This is a genomic window from Microtetraspora glauca, from assembly GCF_040656155.1.
Taxonomy (GTDB): domain Bacteria; phylum Actinomycetota; class Actinomycetes; order Streptosporangiales; family Streptosporangiaceae; genus Microtetraspora; species Microtetraspora glauca.
Genome location: NZ_JBFALK010000005.1, coordinates 129,652 through 150,212 on the forward strand (window position 1 = coordinate 129,652; position 20,561 = coordinate 150,212).

Annotated in this window: 24 protein-coding genes; 12 read left to right on the top strand and 12 right to left on the bottom strand. The window is 70.8% G+C overall.

The window, feature by feature from the left end:
- Positions 1–2: 2 nt before the first annotated feature.
- Positions 3–857, bottom strand: coding sequence for an urea ABC transporter permease subunit UrtB (urtB, locus tag AB0I59_RS11735; protein WP_358132211.1), 855 nt, complete (start codon positions 855–857; stop codon positions 3–5).
- 242 nt (positions 858–1,099) lie between these two features.
- Positions 1,100–2,341: an urea ABC transporter substrate-binding protein gene (urtA, locus tag AB0I59_RS11740; protein ID WP_358132213.1), complete on the bottom strand. Its 1,242-nt coding sequence runs from the start codon at positions 2,339–2,341 to the stop codon at positions 1,100–1,102.
- 202 nt (positions 2,342–2,543) lie between these two features.
- Between urtA and AB0I59_RS11745 the strand changes: the two genes are divergently transcribed.
- The 3 genes from AB0I59_RS11745 to AB0I59_RS11755 are packed head-to-tail and all read left to right on the top strand — an operon-like array spanning position 2,544 to position 4,923.
- Positions 2,544–2,846, top strand: a complete 303-nt coding sequence (locus AB0I59_RS11745; RefSeq protein ID WP_358132215.1) for an urease subunit gamma — start codon at positions 2,544–2,546, stop codon at positions 2,844–2,846.
- Positions 2,843–3,178 carry an urease subunit beta gene (locus tag AB0I59_RS11750; protein WP_061257543.1) on the top strand — a complete coding sequence of 112 codons (336 nt, stop codon included), beginning with the start codon at positions 2,843–2,845 and terminating at the stop codon, positions 3,176–3,178. The genes AB0I59_RS11745 and AB0I59_RS11750 overlap by 4 nt, the downstream gene beginning before the upstream one ends.
- Positions 3,175–4,923 carry an urease subunit alpha gene (locus AB0I59_RS11755; protein WP_358132217.1) on the top strand — a complete coding sequence of 583 codons (1,749 nt, stop codon included), beginning with the start codon at positions 3,175–3,177 and terminating at the stop codon, positions 4,921–4,923. Before AB0I59_RS11750 ends, AB0I59_RS11755 begins: the two co-directional genes overlap by 4 nt.
- A gap of 18 nt (positions 4,924–4,941) precedes the next feature.
- On the opposite strand, the gene AB0I59_RS11760 is transcribed toward AB0I59_RS11755, so the two are convergent.
- Positions 4,942–5,070 carry a hypothetical protein gene (locus AB0I59_RS11760; RefSeq protein ID WP_358132219.1) on the bottom strand — a complete coding sequence of 43 codons (129 nt, stop codon included), beginning with the start codon at positions 5,068–5,070 and terminating at the stop codon, positions 4,942–4,944.
- Here AB0I59_RS11760 and AB0I59_RS11765 point away from each other — a divergent pair.
- The 6 genes from AB0I59_RS11765 (at position 5,065) to AB0I59_RS11790 (ending at position 9,022) form a co-directional block, all read left to right on the top strand.
- Positions 5,065–5,940 carry an urease accessory protein UreF gene (locus AB0I59_RS11765; RefSeq protein ID WP_061257545.1) on the top strand — a complete coding sequence of 292 codons (876 nt, stop codon included), beginning with the start codon at positions 5,065–5,067 and terminating at the stop codon, positions 5,938–5,940. The genes AB0I59_RS11760 and AB0I59_RS11765 overlap by 6 nt on opposite strands.
- Positions 5,941–6,091: 151 nt before the next feature.
- On the top strand, positions 6,092–6,778 hold the full coding sequence (gene ureG / locus AB0I59_RS11770; RefSeq protein WP_061257546.1) for an urease accessory protein UreG: 687 nt from the start codon (positions 6,092–6,094) through the stop codon (positions 6,776–6,778).
- Positions 6,775–7,662: an urease accessory protein UreD gene (locus AB0I59_RS11775; protein WP_358132222.1), complete on the top strand. Its 888-nt coding sequence runs from the start codon at positions 6,775–6,777 to the stop codon at positions 7,660–7,662. Before ureG ends, AB0I59_RS11775 begins: the two co-directional genes overlap by 4 nt.
- A 128-nt stretch (positions 7,663–7,790) precedes the next feature.
- Positions 7,791–8,282 carry a hypothetical protein gene (locus AB0I59_RS11780; protein ID WP_358132224.1) on the top strand — a complete coding sequence of 164 codons (492 nt, stop codon included), beginning with the start codon at positions 7,791–7,793 and terminating at the stop codon, positions 8,280–8,282.
- Between the two features lie 81 nt (positions 8,283–8,363).
- Positions 8,364–8,630, top strand: coding sequence for a hypothetical protein (locus tag AB0I59_RS11785; protein ID WP_061257549.1), 267 nt, complete (start codon positions 8,364–8,366; stop codon positions 8,628–8,630).
- Positions 8,627–9,022, top strand: coding sequence for a type II toxin-antitoxin system VapC family toxin (locus AB0I59_RS11790; RefSeq protein WP_061257550.1), 396 nt, complete (start codon positions 8,627–8,629; stop codon positions 9,020–9,022). The genes AB0I59_RS11785 and AB0I59_RS11790 overlap by 4 nt, the downstream gene beginning before the upstream one ends.
- 64 nt (positions 9,023–9,086) lie before the next feature.
- Here the strand turns inward: AB0I59_RS11790 and era are convergent, their stop codons facing one another.
- Genes era through AB0I59_RS11805 form a run of 3 tightly spaced genes read right to left on the bottom strand, consistent with a single transcriptional unit; the run spans position 9,087 to position 10,982 of the window.
- On the bottom strand, positions 9,087–9,992 hold the full coding sequence (gene era, locus AB0I59_RS11795; protein WP_061257551.1) for a GTPase Era: 906 nt from the start codon (positions 9,990–9,992) through the stop codon (positions 9,087–9,089).
- Between the two features lies 1 nt (position 9,993).
- Positions 9,994–10,329, bottom strand: a complete 336-nt coding sequence (locus AB0I59_RS11800) for a cytidine deaminase-like protein (RefSeq protein ID WP_061257552.1) — start codon at positions 10,327–10,329, stop codon at positions 9,994–9,996.
- Positions 10,326–10,982: a hypothetical protein gene (locus AB0I59_RS11805; RefSeq protein WP_061257553.1), complete on the bottom strand. Its 657-nt coding sequence runs from the start codon at positions 10,980–10,982 to the stop codon at positions 10,326–10,328. The genes AB0I59_RS11800 and AB0I59_RS11805 overlap by 4 nt, the downstream gene beginning before the upstream one ends.
- 335 nt (positions 10,983–11,317) lie before the next feature.
- Here AB0I59_RS11805 and AB0I59_RS11810 point away from each other — a divergent pair, with 335 nt between their 5' ends.
- Positions 11,318–11,737 (top strand): pyridoxamine 5'-phosphate oxidase family protein, encoded by a 420-nt coding sequence (locus AB0I59_RS11810; RefSeq protein WP_358132227.1) that lies wholly within the window; start codon positions 11,318–11,320, stop codon positions 11,735–11,737.
- Here the strand turns inward: AB0I59_RS11810 and AB0I59_RS11815 are convergent.
- The 5 genes from AB0I59_RS11815 to AB0I59_RS11835 all read right to left on the bottom strand — a co-directional run bounded on the left by AB0I59_RS11815 (position 11,704) and on the right by AB0I59_RS11835 (position 18,351).
- Complete coding sequence (locus AB0I59_RS11815) at positions 11,704–15,033, bottom strand: ATP-binding protein (RefSeq protein ID WP_358132229.1); 3,330 nt, start codon at positions 15,031–15,033, stop codon at positions 11,704–11,706. The two genes, AB0I59_RS11810 and AB0I59_RS11815, sit on opposite strands and share 34 nt — an antisense overlap.
- Before the next feature lie 65 nt (positions 15,034–15,098).
- Complete coding sequence (locus AB0I59_RS11820) at positions 15,099–16,388, bottom strand: hemolysin family protein (protein WP_061257556.1); 1,290 nt, start codon at positions 16,386–16,388, stop codon at positions 15,099–15,101.
- 7 nt (positions 16,389–16,395) lie between these two features.
- A complete protein-coding gene (ybeY, locus tag AB0I59_RS11825; RefSeq protein ID WP_061257557.1) occupies positions 16,396–16,872 on the bottom strand; it encodes an rRNA maturation RNase YbeY in 477 nt (158 codons plus the stop codon).
- 61 nt (positions 16,873–16,933) lie between these two features.
- Complete coding sequence (locus AB0I59_RS11830) at positions 16,934–17,953, bottom strand: PhoH family protein (RefSeq protein ID WP_061257558.1); 1,020 nt, start codon at positions 17,951–17,953, stop codon at positions 16,934–16,936.
- Positions 17,954–18,006: 53 nt separating this feature from the next.
- Positions 18,007–18,351 carry a histidine triad nucleotide-binding protein gene (locus AB0I59_RS11835; RefSeq protein ID WP_358132231.1) on the bottom strand — a complete coding sequence of 115 codons (345 nt, stop codon included), beginning with the start codon at positions 18,349–18,351 and terminating at the stop codon, positions 18,007–18,009.
- 247 nt (positions 18,352–18,598) lie between these two features.
- Between AB0I59_RS11835 and AB0I59_RS11840 the strand changes: the two genes are divergently transcribed.
- Both AB0I59_RS11840 and AB0I59_RS11845 read left to right on the top strand, forming a co-directional pair.
- The gene (locus AB0I59_RS11840) at positions 18,599–19,078 is read left to right on the top strand and encodes a SigE family RNA polymerase sigma factor (RefSeq protein WP_061257740.1); all 480 of its coding nucleotides are present in this window, start codon (positions 18,599–18,601) and stop codon (positions 19,076–19,078) included.
- Positions 19,075–19,752, top strand: coding sequence for a hypothetical protein (locus tag AB0I59_RS11845; protein WP_358132232.1), 678 nt, complete (start codon positions 19,075–19,077; stop codon positions 19,750–19,752). Before AB0I59_RS11840 ends, AB0I59_RS11845 begins: the two co-directional genes overlap by 4 nt.
- A 45-nt stretch (positions 19,753–19,797) precedes the next feature.
- Here the strand turns inward: AB0I59_RS11845 and AB0I59_RS11850 are convergent, their stop codons facing one another.
- Positions 19,798–20,553, bottom strand: a complete 756-nt coding sequence (locus AB0I59_RS11850; protein ID WP_358132234.1) for a 16S rRNA (uracil(1498)-N(3))-methyltransferase — start codon at positions 20,551–20,553, stop codon at positions 19,798–19,800.
- Positions 20,554–20,561: the final 8 nt, after the last annotated feature.

Below are 20,561 nucleotides of genomic sequence, written 5' to 3' on the forward strand. Positions count from 1 at the left end.
CGTCATGTCAGCGCCCTGGAGCGGAGGACGAACAGGCCCTGCGGCCGGAACTGGAGGAACCCGATGATCGCCACGAAGACGATCACCTTGGCCAGGCTCGCGTTGGTCCAGAATTCGGCGTAGGAGTTGAGCAGGCCCAGGCCGGCGGCGGCCAGTACGGCGCCCTTGAGTTGGCCGAGGCCGCCCGCGACCACCACGAGGAACGCGTCGACGATGTAGTAGGTGCCGAGGGTGGGCCCGACCGGGCCGATCAGGGTGAGCGCGACACCCGCGACCCCGGCGAGTCCGGAGCCGATGAAGAACGTCAGTCCGTCGACCCGTCCGGTGTCGATCCCGGTCGTGGCGGCGAGCCCGCGGTTCTGCATGACGGCCCGCATTTGGCGGCCCGGCGCGCTGCGGTTGAGGTACGCCCAGATCGCGACGACCGAGAGCGCGGCCAGGAGCATGATGAACAGCCGGTTGTACGGCAGGACGCCCACGCTGCCGCGCAGCCAGCCGGGTGAGACCACCTGCACGTTGGGGGCACCGAACAGGTCGCGGGCCGCCTGCTGGAGCACGAGGCTGACGCCCCAGGTGAGCAGCAACGTGTCCAGCGGCCGGCCGTAGAAGTGCCGGATCGCCACGCGTTCCAGGGCGAGTCCCATGAGCCCGGCGACGAGGAAGGCGGCCGGCAGCGCGATGGGGAATCCGACGTCCTGGAGGAGGTAGGCCGTGTAGGCCCCGGCCATGATGAACTCGCCGTGCGCCATGTTGATCACGCCCATCTGCCCGAACGTGAACGTCAGCCCGAGTGCGATGAGCAGCAGGACCGCTCCGATGGACAGCCCGATCGGGAGCTGGTTCAGCGCTCCTCCCATGTCACCGCCTTCCCGTGGCCGGTCACGCGTGCCCGCGCGGACGCCCCGTCGCCGCCGAAGTCCTTCGACTGCGCGAAATCCATGATCGTTTCCCTTGCTCCCGGCCGATGCGTGGTCGCTGTGATGTGGCTCCGGAGGGCGGTCGCGCCCGGTTCCTTCCGTGGATGTTCACCGGCCGCTCTCCGGAGTCCGTTCTGTGGTGCGTCCCGGCGGCTCACGCCCTGCCGGGACCACTCCTTGGATCAGGCCAGCCCGCCGGCCCACGCGTACGTCGTGAGATAGGGGTCGGGCTTGATCGGCTGTCCGGAGTTCCAGACCTCCTTGATCTGGCCGTCCGGCTGGATCAGGCCGATGCGTGCCGTCTTGTACATGTGCTGGTTGTCACCGTCGACGGTGACCAGGCCCTCGGGGCGGTCCAGCGCGATGCCGCCCGCGGCCTTGCGCACGGCCTCGACCTCGGTGGTCCCCGCCTTCTTTACGGCCTCCGCCCAGAGGTAGACCGCGTTGTATCCGGCCTCCATGGGGTCCGAGGTCACCTTGTCGGCGCCGTACTTGCCCTGGAAGGCGGCGACGAACGTCTTGTTCGCCGGGGTGTCGGTGGTCTGGTAGTAGTTCCAGGCGACGAGCTGGCCGGCGATGTTGTCCACGCCGATGCCCTTGACCTCTTCCTCGGCCACCGAGACCGACATGACGGGCATCTGCTCGGCGGTGATCCCGGTGCTCTTCAACTGTTTGAAGAACGCGACGTTGCTGTCGCCGTTCAGCGTGTTGAACACCGCGTCCGGTTTCGCCGCGGCGATTTTGTTCACGAGGGTGCTGTATTCGGTGTGCCCGAGCGGCGTGTATTCCTCGCCGAGGACCTCCATGCCGTTCGCCGCCGCGTACGATTTGATGATTTTGTTCGCGGTTCGCGGGAAGACGTAGTCGCTGCCGACCAGGAAGATCTTCTTCTTGCCCTGTTCCTTCAGATAGTCCAGGCCAGGCACGATCTGCTGGTTGGTCGTCGCCCCGGTGTAGAAGATGTACGGCGAGCTCTCCAGCCCCTCGTACTGGACGGGATACCAGAGCAGTGCCTTGCGCTTCTCGAACACGGGGAGCATCGCCTTGCGGCTGGCCGAGGTCCACCCGCCGAAGACCGTGGCGACCTTGTCCTGGGCGATGAGCTTGGTGGCCTTCTCGGCGAAGGTGGGCCAGTCGGAGGCACCGTCCTCGACCACGGGTTCCAGCTTCTTGCCGAGCACGCCTCCCGCCGCGTTGATCTCCTCGACGGCGAGCAGTTCGGCGTTTTTGACGGTGACCTCGCTGATCGCCATGGTGCCGCTCAGCGAATGCAGGATGCCCACCTTGATGGTGTCGCCGCCGCTCGCGGCGCCTCCCGCGTCTCCCGCGCCGGCGGCGTTCTCCTCCGGTGACCCGCCGCAGGCCGCGAGCGCGGTGACCAGGATCGCCGCGGCCGCCCCGGTACGCCAAGCTGAATTTCGCAAATCGCTCCTCCTTGCCGATACGGCCCCCGCACCGACCTGTCTGCCGACAAGGTGATCGAGCGATATTTCCCGGCTTAATCACATACGCAAATTGGCCATTACCGGAATTTCTCAATGAGCGGCGACGTGCGGTTCACGTCCTGATACGCCGGAGAAATGCGCGGGAAACGCGGCGGAAACGGCGGCTGCCTATCGTCCCGCCATGCGGCTCACTCCACACGAACAGGAACGCCTGCTCATCCACGTCGCCGCGGGCGTCGCCCGCGACCGCCGGGAGCGGGGGCTACGCCTCAACCATCCGGAGGCTACCGCGCTCATCGCGTCCTTCCTCCTGGAGGGGGCGCGCGACGGCCGCGGCGTGGCGGAGTTGATGGACGCGGGCCGCAGGGTGCTCCGCCGCCAGGACGTCATGGAGGGCGTCCCCGAGATGCTGGAGTCCGTCCAGGTCGAGGCGACCTTCCCCGACGGCACCAAGCTCGTCACCGTCCACCGGCCGATCGCATGATCCCCGGCGAGATCGTGTACGGCGAGACGCCCGTCCCGCTCAACCCGGGCAGGGACCGGATCTCGCTGCGCGTCGTCAACACGGCGGACCGGCCGATCCAGATCGGCTCGCACTACCACTTCGCCGCGGCCAACCCCGGCCTGGAGTTCGACCGGCGGGCCGCCTGGGGCACCCGCCTGGACGTGCCGGCCGGTACCGCGATCAGATTCGAGCCCGGCATCGAGCGCGACGTGACGCTCGTCCCCTTGGCGGGCCACCGCGTCGTCCCCGGGCTGCGCCCGGAATGGGCGGGCCCGCTCGACCCCCGCCCCGCCGCCGAGGAGTCCCGATGACCGCCGTCGAGCGGGCGCGCTACGCCGCCCTGTACGGTCCGACCACCGGCGACCGGATACGGCTGGCCGACACCGACCTGTTCGTCGAGATCACCGAGGACCTCGCGATGGGGCCCTCCGGCGCCGGCGACGAGGCGGTCTTCGGCGGCGGCAAGGTGATCCGCGAGTCCATGGGACAGGCCCGCGCGACCCGGGCGGAGGGCGCGCCCGACCTCGTCATCACCGGCGCGGTGATCCTCGATCACTGGGGCGTCGTGAAGGCCGACATCGGCGTACGCGACGGGCGGATCTCGGCCATCGGCAAGGCGGGCAATCCCGACACGATGGACGGCGTCCACCCCGATCTCGTCATCGGGCCGTCCACCGAGATCCTCGCCGGCAACGGCAGGATCATCACGGCGGGGGCCGTCGACTCCCACGTGCACCTGATCTGCCCGCAGTTGCTGGACGAGGCCCTGGCGTCGGGCGTCACGACGATCGTCGGGGGCGGCACGGGACCCGCCGAGGGCACCAAGGCGACCACGGTCACCGGCACCTGGTACCTCGCGCGGATGCTGGAGTCCCTCGACTCCTATCCGGTCAACGTCGCGCTGCTCGGCAAGGGCAACACGGTCGGCGTCGAGGGCCTGTACGAGCAGCTCCGCGCCGGAGCCTCCGGGTTCAAGCTGCACGAGGACTGGGGGACGACCCCGGCCGCGATCGACGCCTGCCTCGGCGTGTGCGACGACACGGGGGTGCAGGCGGCGATCCACACCGACACGCTCAACGAGGCCGGTTTCGTCGAGTCGACGCTCGCGGCCATCGCCGGCCGGATGATCCACGCGTACCACACCGAGGGCGCCGGAGGAGGTCACGCCCCCGACATCATCAAGGTGGCCGCGTACCCGAACGTCCTGCCGTCGTCCACCAACCCGACCCGGCCGCACACGGTCAACACCCACCACGAGCACCTGGACATGCTCATGGTGTGCCACCATCTGAACCCATCGATCCCCGAGGACCTGGCGTTCGCCGAGTCCCGGATCCGCCCGGCGACGATGGCGGCCGAGGACGTCCTGCACGACATCGGGGCGATCTCGATGATCGGCTCCGACTCCCAGGCCATGGGCCGGATCGGCGAGACCGTCATCCGCACCTGGCAGACCGCGCACGTCATGAAGAAGCGCCGTGGCGCGCTTCCCGGTGAGTCCGGTACGGCTTCCGCCGGCGGGACGGCGCACCCCGCCGACAACCTCCGCGCCCGCCGCTATATCGCGAAATACACGATAAATCCTGCGATAGCGCATGGGTTGGAGGGCGAGGTCGGCTCCGTCGAGACCGGCAAGCTGGCCGACCTGGTGCTCTGGGCCCCCGCGTTCTTCGGCGTGAAGCCGGACCTCGTGATCAAGGGCGGTGTGATCGCCTACGCCCAGATGGGCGACGCGAACGCGTCCATCCCGACCCCGCAGCCCGTACTTCCCCGCCCCATGTTCGGCGCGGCACCCGTGACGGCGGCGGCGACGTCGTTGCACTTCGTGTCCCCTCTCGCCATCGAGGACGGCCTCGCCGACCGGCTCAGGATCGGCCGCAGGCTCGCCCCCGTCTCCGGCGTACGGCGACGCGGGAAGGAGTCGATGCTGCTCAACGACGCGCTCCCCTCGATCGAGGTGCACCCCGACACCTTCGCGGTGCGCGTCGACGGCGAACTCATCGAACCCGCTCCCGCGGACGTGCTGCCCATGGCCCAGCGTTACTTCCTCTTCTGACGCGATGTCCGGCGCCGTTCACCGGCCGGGGCGGGGCCCGCCGGGATGCGGGTCCGCTCCGGCCCGAATCTCCATCACCACGACCACGACCACGACCACGACCACGACCACGACCACGACCACGACGAAGGATGGTGATCGTTGCACGCCGCGCTCCTGCTGCTCGCCGACTCACGGCTGCCCGCCGGAGGCCACGCGCATTCGGGGGGTGCCGAGGAGGCCGTACGCGCGGGCACGGTGACCGGCCCCGATGACCTGGCGCGGTTCCTCCGGGGACGGCTCGCCACGGCCGGGCTGGTCGCCGCCGCGCTCGCCGCCGCCGCCTGCGAACTCGGCTCCGCCGCCGTCGACACCTCGGAGAGGGTCGACGGGGATGCGGGGACGGGCGAAGGGGATCCGGCGATGCTCCCCTGGCGACGGCTCGACGCCGAGGCGGACGCCCGGACCGCGTCGCCCGCGCAGCGGGAGGCCGCCCGCACCCAGGGACGGCTCCTGGTCAGGACCGCACGCCGGATCTGGCCGTCACCCGCCCTGGAGTCGCTGGCGAGAGCCGTACCCGATGGCGCGCACCATCCGGTCGCTCTCGGCGCGACGGCCGCGGCGGCGGGCTGCGACCCCGGGCAGGCGGCTCTGGCGGCGGCCTACTGGTCGGTGACCGGGCCGGCGACGGCGGCCGTACGACTCCTCGGCCTGGACCCGGTGGCCGTGCACCGCCTGCTCGCCGACCTGGCTCCGTCACTCGGCGCGACCGCACGCGCCGCCCGTACGGCCCTGCACACGTGGACGGCGGACCCGGGCGCGCCGTGGACGACGAACCCGGACGTGCCGTGGACGGCGGACCCGGACGACAGGCGGGCATCGAGCCCGGACATCGGGCGAGCGACGGACCCGGATCTCATCGGCGTGGAGTTCATGAGCGACGCGTGCTGGGCGGCGCTACCCGCCACGACCGCTCCCGCGCTCGACCTCCTGGCCGAGAGCCACCTGAGGGCGGAGACCCGCCTCTTCGTCTCCTGACCACCCCAACACCCCACATCCCCACGCCGGCCATCCCGACCCCGCCGATCCCGATCTCCCCGCCGATCCCGATCTCCCCGGCCGGCCCATCCCGGCCATCTCCTGGGCAGTTCCCGATCCCGCAGGCTACGCAAAGGACGGTGACCCGCACATGGGCGCTCACCACGACGACAAGCACGACGCACCCGACGGCCACGGCCGGGCGCTCCGCCTCGGCATCGGCGGCCCCGTGGGCAGCGGCAAGACCGCCCTGGTGGCCGCCCTGTGCCGCAGCCTCGGCCCCTCGATGCGGCTCGGGGTCGTGACGAACGACATCTACACGACCGAGGACGCCGACTTCCTGCGCCGAGCGGGGGTCCTCGACCCCGATCGCATCCTCGCGGTGCAGACCGGCTGCTGCCCGCACACCGCGATCCGCGACGACATCGCGGCCAACCTCGACGCGGTCGAGACCCTTGAGGAGCGGTTCGGCCCGCTCGACCTGGTGATCGTGGAGAGCGGAGGCGACAACCTGACCGCCACCTTCAGCAGGGGGCTGGCGGACAGCCAGATCTTCGTACTCGACGTCTCCGGCGGCGACAAGGTCCCGCGCAAGGGCGGTCCCGGCGTCACCACGGCCGACCTGCTCGTGGTCAACAAGACCGACCTCGCCCCCATGGTGGGCGCGGACCTGACCGTCATGTCCCGTGACGCGGGAGCCGTACGCGACGGCAGGCCGGTGTTGTTCACCTCGATCAGGGAGGACGGGGGCGCGCACGGCGTCGCCGAGTGGGTGTCCGGCGTCGTGGACTCCTGGCACCACCACGGCCACCTCCATGACGGCGAGGTGGTTCCATGAGGACGTCCTCCGGCGACGTCCGGTCGTCGGTACGGGCCCACGCGTCGATCAGGACGGAGCTCCTCTCCGGTGGCGGCACCCGCCTGGAGACGCTGCGTTCCGATCCGCCGCTGACCCTGCGGCAGACCGGGCCCGGCGTGGTCCACCTGGTCTCGACGGCGGCCGGGCCTCTGGGCGGCGACCGCCTGAGATTGGACATCGACGTCGCGCCCGGCACCATGCTGGACATCCGGTCGATCGCGAGCACGCTGGTCCTGCCCGGCCCCTTCGCGGAGGACTCCGTCATGGTCGTCAACGCCCGGGTCGGCGCGGGCGCCTCGCTCCGATTCGCTCCTGAGCCGACCGTGCTGGCCGCGGGGTGCTGCCACCGCGTGGCCGTACGGCTCTCGCTCGCGCGGGACGCGACCGTGTTCTGGCGCGAGGAGATCGTATTTGGACGGCACGGCGAGCGCCCCGGCCGCTGCCGTTCCCGCTTCGACGCCGTCGTGGACGGGATGCCACTGCTCCGGCAGGAGCTCGTCGTCGGCGATCCGGCGAGCGACGGCAGCCCCGCCGTGTACGGCACCGCCCGCTGTGTCGGCAGCACCCTCGTCGCCGGACGCGGAGCCACCGGGACAGCCCTCGGAGAAACCACCCGAGAAACCACCCGAGAAGCCACCGAAGATGCCACGCGGCGCGGTCACGCGGAGGCCGTACGGACCGGGAAGGCGGTGGGGCGAGCCGTGCTCGGGGACGGCTGCGCGGTGCTCCCCCTGGCCGGGCCCGGCGTGCTGGTCTCGGTCCTGGCCGACGACGCCGTCCAGCTCCGCGAACGCCTCGAATGGGGCGAAGCGCTCGCCGCGCCGGGTGGCGTCGCTCCCGCGTTCCCCTCGGGACAGCGGTAAGGCCCCCGGCCGGGGCGATACTCCCAGCCCATCCTTCGCGGCCGGGGCATCGGGCTCACGACCCATCCGGGTGAGCAGGAGCGGCGGGAGCGCCCCTCTCACCGGTCCTGAGCCGTAGCCTGGTGATCGTGGCTGATCTCACCTCGTCCCCGCAGGGAGTTCCCGCCAGGAGCGGCGCGGGGACGATGCTCTCGCTGGCCGTGGTCGTCACCGGTCTCGTGCTCGCCGTCACCGCGATCCTGCCCTGGGCCGGAGTCACGGCGGAGTTCGGCCTCATGGGCACCGAGTTCACCCATGCGATCCGCGGCGTCGACAGGGGCTCCGGCTGGTTCGTCCTGGGCGCGGGCATCGCCGCCACGCTGCTGGGCGTTGCCGGGATGACGCGGGGCCGCCTGTTCACCGGGTTGGCGATCCTGCCCGGAGCCGTGGCCGCGCTCGCGCTCGCCATGTTCCTGACGGACCCGCAGGACTGGGGCGATCGGCTCAGCTTCCGGATCCCCGGGCTGGTCGATGTTCATCCGACGATCCAGTACGGCTGGTTCGCCGCCCTGCTCGCCTCCGTCCTCGTCGCCGCCCTGTCCGCCACGGCCCTCATCCGCCGCCCTCGTCCACTGGAGTGACGCCGCGCGACCGCGCCGAATGTATGAGGTCAGAACGGCAAGGCTGGGTACTCCGCCATGCATGCATGTAGAATTGCATGCATGGTTGCCCTCCAGATTCGAGATGTGCCCAAGGAGCTTCGCGATCGACTCACGGAGATCGCGCGTTCACGCGGCCAGTCGCTCCAGGCATACCTCTTCGACGTGATCTCCAACGAGGCGCGCAGAAAAGACAATCTCGCCGCTTTGGAACGCTTCTCCCGAAAGTCCTACAACGCTCATCTGTCATCGGATGACGTCCTTGATGTCCTCCACGCCGCGCGCGCGGATCGCGACACCGCTCTCGGGCTGCCGGAAATCGACACGTGATCGTCGTAGACGCATCCGTCTTCGCCTTCGCCCTGCTGGACGAAGGGCCCCTCGGGAAGACCTGCCGTGACGCGCTGTCCCGCGACCCCGACTGGATCGCTCCGGAGCACTGGCTCGTGGAGGTGCTCTCTGTGGTCAGAGGGAATCACCTGGGCGGGAAGATCGGTCCAGATCACGCGGCGGACGCCGTGGCGGCTCTGCACCAGATCCAACCTGTCACACCCCACACCCGGATCCTCCTGGCACGGATGTGGGAACTGCGCGGAAATCTCAGCACCTACGACGCCGCCTACGTGGCAGCGGCGGAAGCCTACGGCTGCCGCCTGCTCACCACGGATGCGCGCCTCGCTCGGGCCCCCGGGATTGGCTGTGACGTCGACGTCCTCAGCTAGGTAGTGATCGTGGAGAAGCGCGCGGAGAAGGCCGCCTACGGCGTCTTGACGACGCGGGAGAGCCTCAGTCGTAGAAACCGAGGCGGCGGAGCTGCTTGGGATCGCGCTGCCACTCCTTGGCCACCTTGATCCGCAGGTCGAGGTAGACACGCGTGCCGAGCAGCGCCTCGATCTGCTTGCGGGCCCGGGTGCCGACGTCCTTGAGCCTGGCGCCCCCCGGACCGATCACGATCGCCTTCTGCGAGGGCCGCTCGACGTACATGAACGCGTAGATGTCGAGGAGGTCGTCCCGGCCCTCACGCGGGGTCATCTCCTCCACCACGACCGCGATCGAGTGCGGCAGCTCGTCGCGCACCCCCTCCAGCGCGGCCTCGCGGATCAGCTCCGCGACCAGGACCTGCTCGGGCTCGTCGGTCAGCTCGCCTCCGGCGTACAGGGGCGGGGACTCGGGCAGCCGCGCGGTCAGCAGATCGGCGAGCACGTCGAGCTGCTCCCCGCTCTCGGCGGACACCGGGACGATCTCCTGGAAGTCCGCCAGGGCCGAGACCGCGAGCAGCTGCGCGGCGATCTGCTCCCTGCTCGCCAGGTCGCACTTGGTCACCACGGCGATGAGCGGCGTCTTCTTGAGCGCCGCGAGCTTCTCGGCGATGAACCTGTCGCCCTTGCCGATCGGTTCGTTGGCGGGCACGCAGAAGCCGATCACGTCGACCTCGGTCAACGTGGACAGCACGAGGCTGTCCAGCCGCTCGCCGAGCAGCGTACGCGGCCGGTGCAGGCCGGGGGTGTCCACGATGACGAGCTGGGAGTCGGGCCGGTGCACGATCCCGCGAATGGCCCGGCGCGTGGTCTGCGGCTTGGACGAGGTGATGGCCACCTTCGTGCCGACCAGCGCGTTCATCAGCGTGGACTTGCCCACGTTCGGCCGGCCGACGAAGCAGGCGAAACCGGCGCGGAATTCGGGAGTACTCACGTCAGATGTACCGGCCCTTCACCACACCGTCGGGACCGGCCAGGAAGATGGTCGCGGTGCCGAGGTCCTCGACCACGGCGATGTCCTGCTCGCCAGGCTCGTCCGCCTCGCTGACCAGCGCCACCGCCTCCAGAGACGCCGCCCCGCTGGAGACCGCCATCGCCACCGCCACCTGCGTCGCGGACAGTTCGAGCGAGGGCAGCGCGACGTTCGTCGCCACGTAGGTGCGCCCCGTCTCGTCCCGTACGGCGGCGCCCTCGGCCGAGCCGTTACGGGCGCGGGCCGACCTGGCCAGGGTGATGATCTTGTGGTCTTCGGGGTCCAGTGTCTCTGTCACAGCTCAAGGGTACTGACCCTTCCGGCAAGCACCCTGGCCAGTTCCTCGGTGCCCTTGACATCCGGAGACGTGACGCCTCCGTGGACGAGGGTGATCAGCGCGTTCCCCTCTCTCGCCACCACGAGGTGTAGTTCGTACGGATATCCGCCGACCCGGCCCCTGAACCGCCGCGCCTCGGCGCCGTCGCCGACGTCCGGGATCCGCAGGTTCGACACCCGCAGCCTGTCGCCCTTTCCCGCGCCTCCGGCGGCGGCGACCCGGCATCCCCGCATGGCCCGCTCCAACCGGCCGAGCCCTCCGTCGGCGGCGTCCTCCCCGTAGACGGCGAGCCCGACGGCCGCCGACTCGCCGAGGTGATCGCCCTCGTACGTGGTCGCGGCCCCGGCAACGAGCCCTCGTCCGGGCGGCCGGCCCGCCGCCGCGTCAAAGAGCGCACGGCAGTCGCCGTCCTTGGCACGGAACGGCGGGCGCCACCGCTCACGCTGACGGTCCGAGAACCCCTGGGGCATGTCCTCGATCCCCCGGAGCAGGACCTTCAACTGCCCGGAGTTCGGCGCGGCCCGCCGACCCGCCTCCTCATGGGCGCCGCAGCCCGCCAGCGCGGCCAGCAGGCAGGCGGCGGACGCGCAGACAGCTCCGCCGATGATCCGCATTCCGGTCTCCCCTGTTCGCCGGCGGGTCCGGAAGATCCCCGCCGACGGCTTTCTTCCCGGCAGCAAAAGCCGCAATCACTCTCAGTAATCAAAATGGGCCCCTCACCCGATCAAGTCGGGCGAGAGGCCCCATGGACTCCCCCGTATGGAAGTGGGCCGGTGCGCCGCGAACCCCTCCCGGCGCGCCGGTTCTTCCCCTCTGAACGCCCCGAACCCCTCCTGGGCGTCTGAAGGAATCGTCCTCTATCGCACTTGGAGACGACTTGCGACCTGCTTGCCAGCTCCGCCATGCACCGGCCTAGGGGCTTCCAACTGCCCGAATGCACTCTGGAACAGTGATTAGCGAACTGGAGCGGCGGCTGTCCGGCGCCCCTGTGCGAGGCGCTCTCATGCATCTCGCCACCCTGCGCACCGACGGCTCCCCCGCGCTCTGCAACGTCCGGTACCACGCCACGTTCTCACCCGACCGGCTCTACTTCATCGCCCACCATGATCGGCCGCACGCGCACGACCTGCGGTCCGACATCCGGGTGGCCGGGTGCATCGTGAGTCTCGGCGGGGACGGCCACGCCCCGGCCGAGGGGGTGACCTTCACCGGCACCGCGCGCGAGCTGCCCGAGAACACTGAGATCCCCGACCATCCCGTACGGCTCTCGCCCGGCGAGCGGCTCTACCGGCTGGACGTCACCGAGTGGACCCTGTACGACGGGGACCGGCCGGATCAGGTGCCCCGGGTGATACCCGCGAGACCTTGACGGGCGGCCTCGGCCCACACCGTGGCGCCGGCCCCGTCGGCCATGCGGAGCGCGGTGGCGTACCGCTCGGCGGCCTCGTCGGGACGGCCGAGATAGGCCGCCAGATCTCCGAGCACCTGGGCGATCGGCCACAGCGGGACGAGGCCGGAGCCGTTGGTGACGATGTTGTCCGGGTACGGCACGAGCGCCTCGTATGCTTCCATCACCCTGTCGCGGTCACCGATGGCCACTCCGAGCAGGCCCCGGACCACGAGGAACAGGCGCCCGTAGTAGTCGGGCCGGATCGGCCGCGGCGTGCCCGCGACCTTGGTCGCCTCCGCCACCCGCCCGGCCCTGGCCAGCGCGAGCGCGTACGGTTCCACGGCGACGGCCCAGTGCTCGGCGATGAGCTCGGCCTCCGGCAGGAGGTCCGTGAGGTCGCCACGGAGCAGTCCGAGGCAGTACCTCCCCATGTACGACAGGCCGATCTCGAACCGCCACGCCCCCACGGCGGCGTGCGCCCGGGCACCGGTGCGGAAGAACCGCGCGGCCTCGTCGAAGTCACCGACCAGCGCGCACCGGAACGCCCGGTAGAAGGTCACGAGGGATCCCGGCATCGCGAGGTCGTGCCGTTCGGCGAGCCGTTCCGCGTGACCGGCGTGCTCCTCCGCCCGCGGGAAGTCGAGGACACCCAGCGCCTGCTGCATCAGGATCAGGTGGGCCACGACCTCGGCGATCGCCATGCCGTGTGCCTGGGCCAGCCGCAGCATCTCCGAGCCGAGCCGCCGCCGGTCCGCGAGGCCGTCCTCGCGGAAGGTGTGGAAGTGCCGGGCGTTGAGCGCCCGCACGATGGCATGGGCGTCGCCGAGCCGCCGGGCCATCGCGAGCGCCTCGTCCGCGGCCTCGACCCCGCGCGTGGTCGGCTCACCTTCGAGCTCGAACGCCAGCGACGTGAGCAGGGCGCACCGGGCCGCGCCGTCGCCGGGCGGGAGCATCGGCAGCGTGGCCTCGATGGCCTCGATGAGCTCGTAGGAGACCACGCCGTAGTCCCTCGTGCTCCACAGCGACGGCGTGTCGAAGGCGCCGATGACGCGGGCGACGAGCTCGGGATCGGCCTTGGGCAGCGCCAGGCCGATGGCCCGCTCCCGCATCTCACGGGCGGCGGCGAGCTGGTTGCCGAAAGCCAGCGCCTGGACCCGCCGCATGATCAGCTCCAGGTCCTCCCCGTCGCCGAGGTCGAGCGCCTGCTGCCAGAGCGCGGCCGCCTCCCGGTAGGCGAACCGCCTCTCGGCCTGCTCGGCGGCGAGCGCGCTGTACCGCGCCGCTTTGGCACGTTCCCCTCCCGCCGCGAAGTGGTGGGCCAGCGCCGCCACCTCGTCCGGGCGGAGCCGTTCGAGTACCTCGGCCACGCGGGCGTGCGTGCGGGAGCGCCGCAACCGCGACATGTCGTCATAGAGCGTGTCCCGGACCAGGGCGTGCGCGAACCGCAGACCGCCCCCCTTGGGCTCGACGAGCAGCCCGGCCATCAGCGCCGCCTCCACCGCGTCGACCACGCCGTCCTCGCCTCCGCCGTTCACGTCCGCGAGCACGTCCACGTCGAGGCTCCCGCCGATCACCGCGGCCTCGCGGAGCGTGGTCTGTGCGGGTACGGGAAGCCGGACGAACCGGCGTCGCAGCACGTCGCGGACGCCCGCCGGGACGGCGGACACGGCCGCGGGCTCACCCTCGGCCGTGATCAGCCGGGCGGTCTCCCGGAGGAAGAACGGGTTGCCCCCGGTGCGCTCGGCCACGGCGTCGACGGTCTCGTCCGAGAGTTCGGCGCCGGAGACCGCGGTGAGCAGTTCGGCGGCGGCGTCCCGGCCGATCCCGCTCAGGACGATCCGGAGGGGCTCGTACCGGGCCAGCGCCGCCGACGTCTCGGCCAGCCGCTCGGCCTCCTCCTGTCGGAATGTTCCGACGATCAACGCGGGCACGTCCCTCAGGTCGGCGGCCAGGTGCACAAGGATGGCCAGCGTCTCCTCGTCCGCGCGGTGCATGTCGTCGAGGACCAGCAGCAGGGGCGCCTCCCGTGCCACCTCCGCCAGGTACATCGCGAGCGCCCGGCGGAGCCGGAACCGCTCGGCGGTCACGTCCGTGTCCTCCTGCCCGCGCTCGCCCTCGGTCGGCTCGCCGAGAAGCCGCCGGATCTGTACGGCGAGCGCCCCGCGCGGCATGACGTCCGCCATCAGCGTCCGGAGGATCTCCGCCCAGGCCCATCCCGCGGGGGCTCCCTCGGTCTCGGGAGACCTGCCCACGGCCACCCGCCATCCCTCGCGGGATCGTTCGGCCGCGAGGGCCCCCGCGAGGGCGGACTTGCCCATACCCGCCTCGCCGCCGATCAGGGCGACGCCCGTGGCGCGGCCGAGCAACTGGGCCAGCTCCCGATCCCTACCGACCAGTCGGTCTGCCTCGATGGTGGGAGACTCGGGAACGATCCTGATATCGCTGACTCCCCCGGCCACACCCCCGGCCGCGCCGGTCACGTCTCCAGCCGCGCCTCCGATCACCGCGTGAGCGGGCTCCAGCGAGGCCGCGTGGGCGAGTATGTCGCTCTCCAGCCGCTGCAGGGCGGGCCCCGGGTCGACACCCAGCTCGTCGGCGAGCCGGCCGCGGGCCTGGCGGAGCACGGCGAGCGCGTCCCCCTGCCTGCCCTGGCGGTACAGCGCGATGGCCAGCAGCCGCCAGCCCTCCTCGCGCAGCGGGTGCTCCGCGACGTGCCCCTGAAGGTCCGCGACGGCCGAGCCCGCAGCGCCGAGCGCCACGGCGGCCGACGCCCTCTGCTCCACGGCCATGGCGTGCAGCTCCTCCAGGCGCATGATCTCGGTGACCGCCCAGTCGGCCATGGCGAACTCGACGTAGGCCGCACCGCGCCATAATCTGAGCGCCTGGTCCGTCTCGTGGATGGCCATCCTCGCGTCTCCGCCGGCCAGCGCCTCGGCCCCCTTGCGCACCAGCTCCTCGAACCGCCACGCGTCGACGTCTCCGTCGCGGATCGCGTATCCGGGCGGGATCGTCACCAGCACCCGCGCCGGCGTGCGCGCCGTGCGGTCCGGCTCCAGCGCCCGCCGGAGATTCGAGACGTACGCCTGTATGGAGGCCAGCGCGCTCGGGGGCGGTTGATCCCGCCACAGATCGTCGATCATCCGCTCGACCGGAACGATGTGCCCCCGTGCGACCAGCAGCCGCGCGAGCACTGAGCGCTGCCGCGGTCCGCCAAGCTCTGCCGGTCCCCTGTCCCCTATGGCGTCGAACGCACCAAGAACCCGGAATGTCGCCACGGAAAAACCCTACAGAGCAGGTAGTCCCGTGCGGCAGAGCTGCGGAGTCCCGAGAATCCGGGACATTACTCCTGTTCCGCCCGGGTCGTGACGGGTCCCTGCTCCCCCTGCTCGACCGGACGCACCACCACGGTGCTGATCCGGTTGCGGCGCCCCGCGAGGTTCTCCGCGATCAGTCGCAGCCCGTCGACGGTGGCCTCGGAACCGGCGATCGGCACCCGGCCCAGAGCGTGCGCGAGCAGCCCGCCGACCGTGTCGACGTCCTCCACCTCGATCTCGCGGTCGAACAACTCGCCCAGTTCGTCGACCGGCAGCCGTGCCGTCACCCGTACGGAGCCGTCCTCCAGCCACTCGACCGGGGGGATCTCCTGGTCGTACTCGTCGGTGATCTCCCCGACGATCTCCTCGATCACGTCCTCGATCGTGACCAGGCCGGCGGTGCCGCCGTACTCGTCGATCACGATGGCGAGGTGGATCTGCCTGGCCTGCATCTCGCGCAGCAGGTCGTCGATCGGCTTGCTGTCCGGGACGAACGTGGCCGGGCGCATCAGCTCCTGGACCCGGGCCGTCCCGTCGCCGGTGTCCTGCATCCGGCGGACGATGTCCTTCATGTAGGCGATGCCCACCACGTCGTCCTCGTTCTCACCGGTCACGGGGATGCGGGAGAAGCCGCTGCGCAGGGCCAGGGAGAGCGCCTGGTTGAGGGTCTTGTGCCGCTCGATGATGACCATGTCCGTGCGCGGGACCATGACCTCGCGGACCAGCGTGTCACCCAGCTCGAAGACCGAGTGGATCATCTCTCGCTCGTCCGGCTCGATGACCCGGCGCTCCTCGGCGAGATCCACCAGGTCGCGCAGCTCGGCCTCCGACGTGAACGGTCCCTCGCGGAACCCCTTGCCGGGCGTCAGCGCGTTGCCCAGCAGGATCAGCAGCTTCGGCAGCGGGCCGAAGATCCTGGTCAGGCCGTACACGACAGGCGCGCTCGCGAGCGCGACCCGGTCGGCGTGCTGCCGGCCGAGCGTACGCGGCGAGACGCCGACGATGACGTAGCTGACCAGGACCATCACGATCGCCGCCGCGGCGTATGCCTGCCCCTTGTCACCGAGCCAGTCGATGAACAGGAGCGTCGCGATCACCGTCGCGACCAGCTCGCAGATCAGCCGCAGCAGGAGCAGCAGGTTCAGGTATCGCGGCGGGTCGGCGACGATGGCCTGCAGACGCCCCGCGCCGCGCCGCCCCTCCTTGACGAACTCCTCGGCACGCACCCGGGAGATGCGCGACAACGCCGTCTCCGCGCTTGCGAGCAGGCCGCCGACCACGATCAGGACGACGGCGGAGAACAACCAGCCGTTCATCGGTCGCTCACCGCTTCCCGCGCGCCTCCCGCCACGACTCGAGCAGCTCGCCCTGGAGTCCGAACATCTCGGCGTGCTCCTCGGGCTCGGCGTGGTCGTAGCCGAGCAGATGCAGGATGCCGTGGGTGCAGAGCAGCTCCAGCTCGTCCTGCGTGCCGTGTCCCGCCTCGGCCGCCTGCTTGGCGGCGACCTGCGGGCAGAGCACCACGTCGCCGAGGAGCGCCGGATCCGGCGACGCGTCCTCGTCGCGGCCCCCGCCGGGGCCGGGACGCAGCTCGTCCATCGGGAAGGCGAGCACGTCCGTGGGGCCGGGCTCGCCCATCCACTGCTCGTGCAGCTCGGCCATCGCCGGCTCGTCGACGATCAGGATGGACAGCTCGGCGAGGGGGTTGATCCCCATCTTTCCCAGGACGTGACCGGCCAGCTCGGCGAACACCGCCTCGTCGACTTCGACGCCCGACTCGTTGGCGACCTCGACGCTCACCGATTCTCCTCGCTCGGCGACCCGGGCAGGGAGCGCGGGCCGCGCCGTTCCGTTCTCACGTTCACCGTCTCCCCCGGGGGCGCTTGTCGATCGCCCGCGGCTCCGACGCCATGGCCGCGTCGTACTTGCCGTACGCGTCGACGATGTCGCTCACCAGGCGGTGCCGGACCACATCGGCACTGGTCAGCCTGCTGAAGTGGATGTCGTCGATGCCGTGGAGGATGTTCTGGACGACCTTGAGGCCGCTGTCCTGCCCACCGGGGAGGTCGATCTGGGTCACGTCACCGGTGACGACGATCTTCGAGTTGAACCCCAGCCGGGTCAGGAACATCTTCATCTGCTCGGGCGAGGTGTTCTGCGCCTCGTCGAGGATGATGAACGCGTCGTTCAGCGTGCGTCCCCGCATGTACGCCAAGGGGGCGACCTCGATCGTGCCCGCCGACATCAGCCGCGGGATCGAGTCGGGGTCGAGCATGTCGTGCAGCGCGTCATAGAGCGGCCGCAGGTAGGGGTCGATCTTCTCGTAGAGGGTGCCGGGCAGGAAGCCCAGCCGCTCCCCCGCCTCGACCGCGGGCCGCGTCAGGATGATGCGGTTGACGTGCTTGTTCTGCAGGGCCTTCACGGCCTTGGCCATCGCGAGGTACGTCTTGCCGGTGCCGGCGGGGCCGATGCCGAACACGATCGTGTGCTTGTCGATCGCGTCGACGTACCGCTTCTGGTTGACGGTCTTGGGGCGGATCGTCCGGCCGCGCGCGGAGAGGATGTCCAAGGACAGCACCTCGGCGGGCCGGTCGCTGGTCATCCGCAGCATCGCGATGCTGCGCTCGACGGAGTCGGTGGTCAGCTCGGCGCCGGAGCCGACGAGCTCCACCAGCTCCTCGAAGAGCCGCACGACGACGCCGCTCTCCTCCGGAGAACCGGTGATGGTGATCTCGTTGCCGCGCACGTGGATGTCGGCGCGGAAGGCCTTCTCGATGACCCGCAGCAGCTCGTCACGCGAGCCGAGCAGGCTGATCATCGCCTGTCCCTCGGGGATGAGGACCTTGGCCTGGGTCTTGTTGGTGGTCTGTGACTCGGACATGGGCGGCCGTTACGGCCTGCTCGCCTCCCTAGTTCCTACGGTCATGCTATCCGCTAGCCGGGAGGCCACGTCAGGCTGCGTCCGCCCAGCACATGTGCGTGAACATGGAACACGGTCTGGCCCGCTCCCAGACCGGTGTTGAACACGACGCGATATCCCGAGTCGGAGACGCCCTCCTGAAGGGCCACGTCGTGGCATGCTTTGAGCACGTCGTCGGCGAGGCCGTCGTCCGCCTGGGCGAGCGCCGCGGCGTTCTTGTGATGTGACTTGGGGACGACCAGGACGTGCGTGGGCGCTTGCGGATTGATGTCGCGGAACGCCAGCGCCCGCTCGGTCTCAAGGATGATGTCGGCGGGGATCTCCCTGGCCACGATCTTGCAGAACAGGCAGTCGGTCACGATCGAGAAGCGTAGCCGTTGCCAATCAGTGATGCCGTTGAAAGATCCCCCGGATAGTGTGAATGTGCGACACTGCACCGACAAAAACACCCCTAGTGTCGGGCGAGGACACAACTGGGTCATGCCCCCTAATGATTCGGAAGAGCGTAAACCCCCCGGGGAGGACGAGCGTCCTACTGACGTGACCACCGAGACCCTCGTGGCCGACAGGTCGCTGGGGGCGGTGCCCGTCGGATGGGATGCCGACATGGCCGTGACCGCGCTGTACAGCGCGCACTATCGGTCACTCGTGCGTCTCGCCGTGCTGCTGGTCAGAGATGTGGCCAGCGCGGAGGAAGTCGTGCAGGACGCGTTCGTCGCCATCCATGGGGCTTGGCGGCGCCTGCGGGACACCGACAAGGCACTCGCCTACCTGCGCCAATCGGTCGTGAACCGATCGCGCTCCGTGTTGCGTCATCGCGCCGTCGTGGAGAAGTACGCCCCCAAGGGGCTTCCTGACGCGCCGAGCGCCGAGAACGGCGCGATCGGCGAGCTTGAGCGATCGGCGGTCATCGAGGCACTGCGCCATCTGCCGACACGGCAACGCGAGGCACTGGTCCTGCGCTACTACGGGGATCTGTCCGAGGCCGAGATCGCGCATGCGATGGGCATCAGCAAGGGCGCGGTGAAAAGTCACACGGCCCGCGGCATGGCCGCCCTGAGGATGGCACTGGAGCAGTTCTCATGACCTTCCCCACCGACGACGAGTACGGCGAGTTCCTCCGCCGTGCGATGCGGGCGGAGGCGGACTCGGTCGTGCCTTCGCCCGAAGGGCTCGACATCATCCGGCGCCGCATCGACGAGCGTGGCGTGCGCGGACTGCGCGGCCTCTTCTGGTGGCGCGTCGGCGCCGCCGTGGCCGGCGCCGCGCTGGTGGCGGGCACGGTCGTCATGATCGTCCCCGACCTGCGCACCCAGGTGATGCACAGCTCGGTCTCCAACACGGGCGACGACTCCCGGCTCCCCGACATCTCCTCCATCAACCGCCCCCCGACGGTGCACACCCCGCCCCAGGTCGTCAACAGCCCGCCGTCCCGGAGCGAGGCCTCGTCCGTGGTGACGCCGAAGGACAGCCCTCCGGCGAAGCCGACGCCGTCCCCGAGTGACCCGTGCGCGACTCCGGCGACGCCGGCCCAGGCCGTCGAGCCGTACGCGTCGGGCTCCCCGATGTGTCTCACGACGGAGACACCGGCCCCGCCGACCAGCCCGTCCACCGGCCCGAGCCCGAACCGCACGCCGACCGGCTGCTCCGGAGGTCAGTGCGGAACGCCCACGCCCAAGCCGTCGCCCTCACCGACGCCCAGCCCGTCGGCGAGTGACGTGGTCACTCCGGAACCCCCCGCGGAGACGCCCACGCCGTAGGCGCCGACCGGCGTCGGGAGCGGAGCCGTCACACGGCTCCGCGGATCACCAGCGGCCGTAGCGTGACAGGATCACCGCCGCGGCGGCCACCCCCGCCGTCGAGGTGCGCAGCACCGTCGGGCCCAGCAGGGTGGGTACGGCTCCCGCCGCCCGGAAGGCGGCGATCTCCTCGTCCGTGATGCCGCCTTCGGGGCCGACGACCACGACGACGTCGCCGTTCCGCGGCAGGGACAGGCCGGTCAGGGGTTGGGCGGCCTCCTCGTGCAACACGACAGCCAGCTCGGCCCCGGCGAGCAGTTCGGCCACCTGGGCGGTGCTCGCCTGTTCGGCCACCTCCGGCAGGTGGAAGCGGCGGGCCTGCTTTCCGGCCTCGCGCGCGGTGCTCCGCCAGCGGGCGAGGGCCTTGGCGGCGCGCTCGCCCTTCCACTGGGTGACGCAGCGCGCCGCGGACCACGGAACGATCACGTCCACGCCCGCCTCGGTCATCATCTCGACCGCGAGCTCTCCCCTGTCGCCCTTGGGCAGCCCCTGGACCACGACGAGGCGCGGCCGGGCGGCCTCCACGTCGTACCGCCGGAGCACCTCGGCGGTGAGGGAGTCCTTGGCCACGTCGCGGACCACGCACTCGGCGACCCGGCCGGCGCCGTCCGTCAGGTCGAGCCGCTCCCCCGGGCGCAGCCTCCGGACGGCGGCCGCGTGCCGCCCCTCGGGGCCGTCCAGCAGGACACGATCACCGGGGGCGACGGGCGCGCCACCGGGCAGCACACCGGACAGATCGGCCAGGAAGACAGGAGCGGTCATGGCGTCAC

Bases quoted from the DNA above. Each gene is read 5' to 3' on its own strand.
- AB0I59_RS11845 (WP_358132232.1), top strand. From the start codon at position 19,075: ATGACCTTCCCCACCGACGACGAGTACGGCGAGTTCCTCCGCCGTGCG.
- AB0I59_RS11840 (WP_061257740.1), top strand. From the start codon at position 18,599: ATGGCCGTGACCGCGCTGTACAGCGCGCACTATCGGTCACTCGTGCGT.
- AB0I59_RS11830 (WP_061257558.1), bottom strand. From the start codon at position 17,953: ATGTCCGAGTCACAGACCACCAACAAGACCCAGGCCAAGGTCCTCATC.
- AB0I59_RS11785 (WP_061257549.1), top strand. From the start codon at position 8,364: ATGGTTGCCCTCCAGATTCGAGATGTGCCCAAGGAGCTTCGCGATCGA.
- AB0I59_RS11820 (WP_061257556.1), bottom strand. From the start codon at position 16,388: ATGAACGGCTGGTTGTTCTCCGCCGTCGTCCTGATCGTGGTCGGCGGC.
- AB0I59_RS11805 (WP_061257553.1), bottom strand. From the start codon at position 10,982: ATGCGGATCATCGGCGGAGCTGTCTGCGCGTCCGCCGCCTGCCTGCTG.
- AB0I59_RS11775 (WP_358132222.1), top strand. From the start codon at position 6,775: ATGAGGACGTCCTCCGGCGACGTCCGGTCGTCGGTACGGGCCCACGCG.
- AB0I59_RS11745 (WP_358132215.1), top strand. From the start codon at position 2,544: ATGCGGCTCACTCCACACGAACAGGAACGCCTGCTCATCCACGTCGCC.
- urtB (WP_358132211.1), bottom strand. From the start codon at position 857: ATGGGAGGAGCGCTGAACCAGCTCCCGATCGGGCTGTCCATCGGAGCG.
- AB0I59_RS11755 (WP_358132217.1), top strand. From the start codon at position 3,175: ATGACCGCCGTCGAGCGGGCGCGCTACGCCGCCCTGTACGGTCCGACC.
- AB0I59_RS11750 (WP_061257543.1), top strand. From the start codon at position 2,843: ATGATCCCCGGCGAGATCGTGTACGGCGAGACGCCCGTCCCGCTCAAC.
- ureG (WP_061257546.1), top strand. From the start codon at position 6,092: ATGGGCGCTCACCACGACGACAAGCACGACGCACCCGACGGCCACGGC.
- AB0I59_RS11850 (WP_358132234.1), bottom strand. From the start codon at position 20,553: ATGACCGCTCCTGTCTTCCTGGCCGATCTGTCCGGTGTGCTGCCCGGT.